10 protein-coding genes are annotated in these 7,402 nt (G+C 72.8%); 1 reads left to right on the plus strand and 9 read right to left on the minus strand.

All coding sequences use genetic code 11. The features are described from left to right. Positions 1 to 13: 13 nt before the first annotated feature. From dapA to dapB, 5 genes are read right to left on the minus strand one after another with little or no spacing between them, the layout of a single operon-like run. Positions 14 to 985, minus strand: coding sequence for a 4-hydroxy-tetrahydrodipicolinate synthase (dapA, locus tag ACZ6H8_RS07295; RefSeq protein ID WP_464145914.1), 972 nt, complete (start codon positions 983 to 985; stop codon positions 14 to 16). Positions 986 to 995: 10 nt separating this feature from the next. Next, positions 996 to 1,559 carry a dihydrofolate reductase gene (locus tag ACZ6H8_RS07300; RefSeq protein WP_464145915.1) on the minus strand — a complete coding sequence of 188 codons (564 nt, stop codon included), beginning with the start codon at positions 1,557 to 1,559 and terminating at the stop codon, positions 996 to 998. 14 nt (positions 1,560 to 1,573) lie between these two features. Beyond that, positions 1,574 to 2,371, minus strand: coding sequence for a thymidylate synthase (locus ACZ6H8_RS07305; protein ID WP_464145917.1), 798 nt, complete (start codon positions 2,369 to 2,371; stop codon positions 1,574 to 1,576). Positions 2,372 to 2,401: 30 nt separating this feature from the next. After that, a complete protein-coding gene (locus ACZ6H8_RS07310; RefSeq protein ID WP_464145919.1) occupies positions 2,402 to 2,839 on the minus strand; it encodes a hypothetical protein in 438 nt (145 codons plus the stop codon). Beyond that, positions 2,836 to 3,534: a 4-hydroxy-tetrahydrodipicolinate reductase gene (dapB, locus tag ACZ6H8_RS07315; protein ID WP_464145921.1), complete on the minus strand. Its 699-nt coding sequence runs from the start codon at positions 3,532 to 3,534 to the stop codon at positions 2,836 to 2,838. The genes ACZ6H8_RS07310 and dapB overlap by 4 nt, the downstream gene beginning before the upstream one ends. Positions 3,535 to 3,587: 53 nt before the next feature. Here dapB and ACZ6H8_RS07320 point away from each other — a divergent pair, with 53 nt between their 5' ends. Further along, a complete protein-coding gene (locus ACZ6H8_RS07320) occupies positions 3,588 to 4,061 on the plus strand; it encodes an N-acetyltransferase family protein (protein ID WP_464145922.1) in 474 nt (157 codons plus the stop codon). A 28-nt stretch (positions 4,062 to 4,089) separates the two neighbouring features. Here the strand turns inward: ACZ6H8_RS07320 and ACZ6H8_RS07325 are convergent, their stop codons facing one another. The 4 genes from ACZ6H8_RS07325 to ACZ6H8_RS07340 all read right to left on the minus strand — a co-directional run. Beyond that, positions 4,090 to 4,692, minus strand: coding sequence for a histidine phosphatase family protein (locus ACZ6H8_RS07325; RefSeq protein WP_464145924.1), 603 nt, complete (start codon positions 4,690 to 4,692; stop codon positions 4,090 to 4,092). Between the two features lie 108 nt (positions 4,693 to 4,800). Continuing rightward, complete coding sequence (locus ACZ6H8_RS07330) at positions 4,801 to 6,132, minus strand: M16 family metallopeptidase (RefSeq protein WP_464145926.1); 1,332 nt, start codon at positions 6,130 to 6,132, stop codon at positions 4,801 to 4,803. Positions 6,133 to 6,178: 46 nt separating this feature from the next. Next, positions 6,179 to 7,078: a ribokinase gene (locus tag ACZ6H8_RS07335; RefSeq protein ID WP_464145928.1), complete on the minus strand. Its 900-nt coding sequence runs from the start codon at positions 7,076 to 7,078 to the stop codon at positions 6,179 to 6,181. 42 nt (positions 7,079 to 7,120) lie between these two features. Beyond that, positions 7,121 to 7,402: HNH endonuclease signature motif containing protein (locus ACZ6H8_RS07340; protein WP_464145930.1), on the minus strand; the 282-nt coding region annotated here is incomplete at its 5' end.

Genomic DNA, 7,402 nt, shown 5'->3' on the forward strand with positions numbered 1-7,402 from the left:
CCTCCTCTTGACGTCAGCGCGTCGTCCCGTGCACCTTCGGCAGCGCACCACCCGCAGCCGCGTTCCGGTCGGGCCGGAAGCGGGTCAGGTCGAGGCCGTCGATGTCGCGCACGAGCGCGATCTCGTCCTCGATGAGCGCTGCCTCGGAGTCCTCGGGACCGACGAGCGGCAGGCGCACGCGCGGGCTGGAGATGCGGCCGAGCGCGTGCAGGATGTACTTGGTCGCGACCGTGCCCGGCACGTGCGTCATCGTCGCTCGCACGAGCGGCTCCAGCGCCTTGTGCTGCGCCTGCGCCGTGCGCAGGTCGCCCGCGTTCACCGCGTCGACGATCGTGCGGTACGGGCCAGGCGCGATGTTCGCCGTCACGCCGATGAGCCCCGCGGCGCCGACGGCCAGGTGCGGCAGCACCATCGCGTCGTCGCCGGAGAAGTAGAGCAGGTCGGTCTGGTTGAGCACGCGGCTCACCTCTGCCAGGTCGCACTTGGCGTCCTTCACGGCGAGGATGTTCGGGTGCTTCGCAGCGCGCAGGATCGTCTCGTAGCGGATGGGGACGCCCGTGCGGCCGGGGATGTCGTAGAGGATGACCGGCAGGTCGGTCGCGTCCGCGATCATGCGGAAGTGCGTGAGCAGGCCGGCCTGCGTCGGCTTGTTGTAGTACGGCGTGACGATCATGACGCCGTCGGCGCCCGCCTTCTCCGCCTGGCGGTACAGGTCGATCGCATGGGCGGTCTCGTTCGAGCCGCCGCCCTGGATGATCTTCGCCCGGCTGCCGGCGACGTCCTTCGCGACCTCGACGAGTCGGATCTTCTCCGGGTCGGTGAGGGTCGAGGTCTCGCCCGTGGTGCCGGAGACGACGATGCCGTCCGCACCCTGCGTGACGACGTCGTCGATGAGGCGCTCGACGTCTGCCCAGTCGACCTCGCCGTCGGCCTGCAGCGGCGTCACGAGGGCGACGAGGACCTGGCCGAAGGGGTTGTGGATCACGTGCTCCAGGCTATCGCGCGTCGCGTCGAGGCATGTCGCCGGAGGGCACTGCGACGACGCGGGCGAGCGTGCGGAAGCGGTAGCGCAGCCCACCCGCCGACTCGTGCCACCCCTCCTCGGGGTCGAGCACGGTCGTCGCCCACTCGGGCCCGAGCTCAGGGGCGGTCGTGTCGCCGTCGAGGTCGGCGTCGATCTCGGTGAGCTCGATCGTGTCGGCGAGCGCGAGCGCCTGCCGGTACACCTGGCCGCCGCCGATGATCCACACCGTCTCGGCGTCGTCCTCCTCCGCGACGATGCGCGCGACGTCGAGGGCGGTCTCGAGCGTCGAGACGACCGTCGCTCCCGGCGCCTCGTAGGTGTCGTCGGAGGTGATGACGACGTTCGTGCGCCCCGGCAGCGCCGTCGGCGGCGAGCCGAACGACTCCCACGTGCGACGCCCCATGACGACGGGCGAGCCCATCGTGACCCGCTTGAAGCGCCGCATGTCCTCCGGCAGGCGCCACGGCATGTCGCCGCCCGCGCCGATGACGTGGCCGTGGGCCTCTGCCCAGATGAGCCCGATCCTCTGCGTCATGCTCGGTGCGCCGCTCAGACCGCGACGGGCGCCTTGATGCCCGGGTGGTGCTCGTAGCCGACGACCTCGAAGTCGTCGTAGTCGTAGTCGAGGATGCTCGCCGGCGTGCGCGCGATGCGGAGCGTCGGCAGCGGGAACGGCTCGCGGGAGAGCTGGCGCTCGACCTGCTCGACGTGGTTGTCGTAGACGTGGCAGTCGCCGCCCGTCCACACGAGGTCGCCGACCTCGAGCCCCGTCTGCTGCGCGAGCATGTGCGTGAGCAGCGCGTAGGAGGCGATGTTGAACGGCACGCCGAGGAACATGTCGGCCGAGCGCTGGTAGATCTGCAGCGACAGGCGGCCGTCGGCGACGAACACCTGGAAGAACGCGTGGCACGGCGCGAGCGCCATGTCGGGGATGTCGGCGGGGTTCCACGCCGAGACGATGAGCCTGCGCGAGTCGGGGTTCGATCGGATCTGCTCGACGAGCTGCGAGAGCTGGTCGATCGACTCGCCAGACGGGGTCGGCCACGAGCGCCACTGCACGCCGTAGACGGGGCCGAGGTCGCCGTCGGCGTCTGCCCACTCGTCCCAGATCGTCACGCCGCGCTCCTGCAGCCACCGCACGTTCGAGTCGCCGCGCAGGAACCACAGCAGCTCGAGGGCGATGGACTTGAAGTGCACGCGCTTCGTCGTCACGAGGGGGAACCCCTCCGACAGGTCGTAGCGCAGCTGCCTGCCGAACACGCTGCGCGTGCCCGTGCCGGTGCGGTCGCCCTTCGCGACGCCGTTCGCGACGACGTCGGCCAGGAGGGTCTCGTAGGGCTGGCTCATGATGGCTCCCAGTCTCGCATCTGCCACCGACTACGCGGCTGCACGGCTCAGGCGGATCGCCTCGCGTGCCGAGCGCCGGGCACGCCGGCGGTCGCGGGCGGCGTCGTACGCCATCGACAGCCGCAGCCACGACTCCCACGACTCCGGATGCGCCTCGACGTCGGCCTTCGCGACCGGGAAGGCGTCGTCGGCGGCGTCCTTGTCGGCGCGTCCGCTCGGCGCCTTCGGCAGCGGCGTGGGCATGCCGCCTGCGGCATCGAGCCTGCGCACGAGGCGGTCGAGGCGCACGCCGAACACGAGCTCGGTCACGAGCGCCCACGCCCCGATGGCGGCGAGCACGATGAGCGCGGCGCCGAGGCCGATGCCGAGGATCTCGCCGCTGGCCATGAGCTGCACGGCCCACGAGCCGGCGAGGACGACGTAGAGGGTGAGCACGCCGCCCATGAACCACGCGAACGCGCGGCTCATCGTGCGAGGCCGAGCAGGTCGTCGAGCCCGACGACGACGCCTGCAGGCGACGCCGCGCGCAGCGCGAGCAGGATGCCCGCGGCGTACGCGTCGTGCCCGAGCGTGTCGTGGCGGATCGTGAGCGTCTCGCCCGTGCCGCCCAGCACGACCTCCTGCCGAGCGCTCACGCCAGGCAGCCGCAGCGCATGCACGGGGATGCCGGCGACGAGCGTGCCGCGGCCGGGCTCGTCGGGCGTCGGCGCGTGCACGTCGCGCACCGCGGCGATCGCCTCCGCCGTGCGCACCGCGGTGCCGCTGGGGGCATCGACCTTGCGCTCGTGATGGGTCTCGACGATCTCGACCGCGCCGAGGTGCCTGGCCGCGATCGTCGCGAGGTGCGTGCCCACGACGGATCCGATCGAGAAGTTCGGCACGATGCGCACGCCGGAGGCGCCACCCTCGCGCAGCGCGTCGACGCGTGCGGCACCCCATCCGCTCGTGCCGACGACGATCGGCACGCCCTGCGCGACGGCAGCGTCGACGATGCGCTCGGATGCGGCGTGGATCGTGGCGTCGAAGACGACGTCGAGCCCGTGGAGGTCGAGGTCGCCGCGCGGGTCGAGCTCGACGGCCTCGAGGTCGTCGGTCGACGCGATGGCGGCGACGGCGGCGGCGCCGAGCCGTCCGCTCGCGCCCAGGACGCCCACACGCAGCATGCCCGAAGCCTACCGGCGCACGGCAGCGCCGCCGTCGGCGCTACCGTGGCGGCGTGCTGACGCTCCACGACGCCTCCCCCGACGATGCCGACGCCCGAGCGCTGCTCGATGCCTACCTCGCGGACCGCGTCGCGACATGGGCGGACGCGTCACGGCCCTACCAGCCGAAGACGGCGCCGAGCGCGCAGCTCACCCCGCCGGACGGCGCACTGCTGGTCGCTCGCCTCGACGGCGAGCCGGTCGGCGTCGGCGGCGTGCGCCGCATCCCGTCCGACGATGGCGCGTGGTTCGAGGTCAAGCACCTGTTCGCCACGCATGCCGCGCGTGGGCACGGCGTCGGCAAGGCGCTGCTGGCGGCGCTCGAGGAGCGTGCGGTCGCGCTCGGCGCGACCGACGTCGTGCTCGACACGAACAGCTCGCTCGCCGCGGCAGGAGGCCTCTACGCCGCCGCGGGATTCGTGCCCGTCGCGCCCTTCAACGACAACCCCAACGCGAACGCCTGGTACCGCAAGCGCGTCGAGCGCTGAGCGGAGCGGGCGCTGACCGGAGCGAGGCTCAGACGGGCAGCTGCGTCGGCATGCCGGTGCGCAGCTCGACCGGCAGGTGCCCGAGGTCGTTGTGGCACAGCAGCTGCGGAGGGCGACCCGGGCGCATGTGGATGACGGTGAGGCCGCCGTTGGCCTGGTTGAGCGTCATCCACTTCCAGTCGGGCGCGTCGAGCACGTGGCGCACGAACCAGCCGATGACGAAGTTGTGGGTCACGAGCAGCACGTCGCTGCGCTCGCCGCGGGGCATGAGCCACTGCTCGACGGCGTCGGCCATCTGCGCGCTGCCGGCATCGACCTCCGCGTCCGTGACTCCGGAGAAGAACGACTGGTAGGCGTGCGGCATGTCGGGCTCGACGCCGGAGGGCACGCAGTCCATCAGCAGCGCGTGCGGCTGGAACGGCGTCGCGGGCATGAGCTCGCGCATGGCGCGCGCCGTGTCCTCGCCGCGGACGAGCGGCGAGTGGTACGCCTCGGTGAAGCCGACGCCGCTGAGCCGCTCGGCGACGAGATGCGCCTGACGCACGCCACGGGCCGACAGGGGGCCGTCGTCGACGCCGTGCTCGGCATCCTGCTGCTCGCCGTGACGCACGAGGTACAGATGATGCGGCACGTGCGTTCCTCTCCGGCTCCGCGCGACGTCGCGAGCAGCCGTGGACACCATACCCACCCGACCCTGTGGCTCAGCCCAGCGCAGCCGGGATGGAGCCAGGACGCGGGCTCAGGCGAGCGACGCGAACGCGTCGGCGCGCACGGGACCGACGGCGGCGACGGAGCGACGGCCCGACGCGAGCTCCGCGGCGATCGCCCGCACCTCGTCGGCCGTGACCCGGTCGACGGCGGCGAGCACGGCGTCGAGGTCGGAGAACTCCCCCATCGTCAGCTCCGCGCGACCCAGACGCGACATCCGCGAGTCGGAGTCCTCGAGCGCGAGCGCGCTCGCGCCCGCGATCTGCCCCTTCGCACGCACGAGCTCCTCGTCGGTGACGCCGTCGGCCGCGAGACGGTCGAGCTCGCCGAGCATGATGCGCGCCACCTCGCCCGCCTTCTTCGGCGTGCAGCCCGCGTACATGCCGAACGAGCCGGCGTCCGAGTACAGCGACGCGTACGAGTACACCGAGTACGCCAGGCCCCGACGCTCGCGGACCTCCTGGAACAGGCGCGACGACATGCCGGCGCCGAGCACCGTGTTCATCACCGACATGTGCGTGCGGCGACGATCGGATGCGAGGAGGCCCGGCATGCCGATCATGAGGTTCACCTGCTCGAGCGGCCGGTCGATGACCTCGATGCCGCCGCCGACGATCGCGGCCGCGTCGGTGACGCGTCGCGCACGCGGCGCCGAGGGGGCGTCGTCCCAGCCGCAGTCGGCCAGCGCCCGCTGCACGAGCGTCACGAGCTCGTCGTGGTCGACGGCGCCCGCAACCGTCACGACGAGGTCGCGTGCCCGGTAGTGCTCGCGGTAGTGCGCGGCGACGTCGTCGCGCGACACGGCGAGGATCGTGTCCTTCGTGCCGCCGATGGGCCGACCGAGCGCATGCTCGCCGTAGACCAGCCGCGCCAGCAGCTCGCCTGCGACGTCACCGGGGTCGTCGTCAGCCATCGCGAGCTCCTCGAGGATGACCCCGCGCTCGCTCTCGAACTCGTCCGCGTCGAGCAGCGACGACGTGACCATGTCGGCGATGACCTCGACCGCCATCGGCAGGTCGCGGTCGCGCACCTTGGCGTAGTAGCAGGTGTGCTCCTTCGCGGTGAGCGCGTTCTGCTCGCCGCCGACGGCGTCGAACGCGACCGCGATGTCGAACGCGGTGCGGCGCTGCGTGCCCTTGAAGAGCAGGTGCTCGAGGAAGTGCGTCGATCCGTACGTCACGGGCTGCTCGTCGCGCGAGCCGACCGGCACCCAGAACCCGATCGTGACGCTCGACGCACCCGGCACGTGCTCGCTGAGCACGCGCAGCCCCGTCGGCAGCACCGTGCGCCGCACGAGCGCACCGCCCGAGGCGGCGATGGTGGTGTCCGGGGACTCGAGCGGCAACGGCACGGGCGCAGACATGCCTCCAGCCTACGTGCGTCTGCACCCGCCTCCCGACGCGCGCGGATCAGGCGAGGAAGGCGTCGACCTCGGCTGCCGACGGGATGGATGCCGTCGCGCCGACGCGCGTGACCGAGATCGCCGCCGCCGCCATGGCGCGCGCGGCCGCCGCGTCGAGGCTCGCGCCGTCTGCGAGCGCCGCCGCGAGGGTGCCGGAGAACGTGTCGCCAGCGGCGGTGGAGTCGATGGCGTCGACGACGTGGCCTGGCAGCGTGCGTGCGCCGTCGCCGTCGACGAGCACGGCCCCCGCCTTGCCGAGCGTGACGATGGCGGCCTCGACGCCGCGATCGAGGAACCAGCGCGCCGCCTGCTCGGCCGACGCGGCATCGGTCACCTCGACGCCCGTGAGCAGCCCCGCCTCGTGCTCGTTGGGCTTCACGAGCGCCACATGCTGCCAGATCGACTCGGGCAGCGGCGCCGCGGGCGCCGGATCGAGCACCACGCGGATGCCACGGGCACGGGCTCGTGCAGCGGCCGCGAGCACGACCTGCTGCGCGACCTCGAGCTGCAGCAGCAGCACGTCGGCGTCGGTCGCGTCGATCGCGGCCTCGGCCTGCTCGACCGTGAGATGCGCGTTCGCGAGCGGCACGACGACGATCGAGTTGTCGCCGCCGGCGACGCGGATGTGCGCGATGCCCGTGCCGCCGTCGACGACGCGCACGCCGTCGGCGTCGACGCCCGCCGCGCGCAGGCCGTCGAGGGCGACGTCGGCGAAGGCGTCCGATCCGACGCACCCCACCATGGCCGTGCTCGCGCCGGCCTTCGCAGCGGCGACGGCCTGGTTCGCGCCCTTGCCGCCGAGCCCCGTCTCGAGCGCGGAGCCCGTGATGGTCTCCCCCGCCGCTGCCATGCGGTCGGCGACGACCGTGACGTCCACGTTGATGCTGCCGACGACGATGACGCTCATGCCCACGAGCCTAGGCGCGGACGAGCGCTCCCAGCGCGCGTGTCATCTGCGCAGTGGTGCTCGGGTGCGGTGGCGGCGCGGGTACGCGGCGGTGATGCGCCAGCGGCGGGGTCGGGTGCGGGATCGGCGGGTGCGTGGTGCGGCGGTGCGGTCGCCTGCGGGTTCGGCCGCGTCGGGTGCGATGTCGGGTGCGCGCGTGATGGTGAGGGCGCCGCGGTGGACCTCGGTGTGGTGGTGCTGGCAGAGGAGGATGCCGTTGTCGACGTCGGTGGTGCCGCCGTGCGACCAGGGCAGGACGTGGTGGGTCTCGCACCAGCCGGGCGG

The sequence above is a fragment of the Agrococcus sp. AC640b genome (assembly GCF_979255995.1).

Bases quoted from the DNA above. Each gene is read 5' to 3' on its own strand.
- ACZ6H8_RS07300 (WP_464145915.1), bottom strand. From the start codon at position 1,559: ATGACGCAGAGGATCGGGCTCATCTGGGCAGAGGCCCACGGCCACGTC.
- ACZ6H8_RS07305 (WP_464145917.1), bottom strand. From the start codon at position 2,371: ATGAGCCAGCCCTACGAGACCCTCCTGGCCGACGTCGTCGCGAACGGC.
- ACZ6H8_RS07310 (WP_464145919.1), bottom strand. From the start codon at position 2,839: ATGAGCCGCGCGTTCGCGTGGTTCATGGGCGGCGTGCTCACCCTCTAC.
- dapB (WP_464145921.1), bottom strand. From the start codon at position 3,534: ATGCTGCGTGTGGGCGTCCTGGGCGCGAGCGGACGGCTCGGCGCCGCC.
- ACZ6H8_RS07330 (WP_464145926.1), bottom strand. From the start codon at position 6,132: ATGTCTGCGCCCGTGCCGTTGCCGCTCGAGTCCCCGGACACCACCATC.
- ACZ6H8_RS07335 (WP_464145928.1), bottom strand. From the start codon at position 7,078: ATGAGCGTCATCGTCGTCGGCAGCATCAACGTGGACGTCACGGTCGTC.